Consider the following 242-nt stretch of genomic DNA (forward strand, 5'->3'; position numbering starts at 1 on the left):
GGTGGTTACCCGCCCAGGCCGGGGAAACCGCCGCCGAGACCGCCGAGGCCTCCGGCCAGCGGGCCCATCTTCTGCTGCGTCAGCGCATCGCGCTTGTCGGCCAGATCGGCGAGCGCGCCCACGATGAGGTCCTGCAGGGTCTCCACGTCGTCGGCGTCGACAACCTTGGGATCGATCGTCACCGAGGTCACCTCACCGGTGCCGGTTCCGGTGATGGTCACCAGTCCGCCGCCGGAGGTGCC

1 protein-coding gene is annotated in these 242 nt (G+C 70.7%); it reads right to left on the minus strand.

The genetic code is table 11. The features are described from left to right. Positions 1-5 precede the first annotated feature (5 nt). Positions 6-242, minus strand: a 237-nt coding sequence (locus SB717_RS39005; RefSeq protein ID WP_410908633.1) for a YbaB/EbfC family nucleoid-associated protein, incomplete at its 5' end; no start/stop codon positions are given.

Origin of the sequence: Priestia sp. SIMBA_032 (assembly GCF_046535215.1) — a bacterium.
GTDB classification, from domain to species: Bacteria; Bacillota; Bacilli; order Bacillales; family Bacillaceae_H; genus Priestia; species Priestia aryabhattai.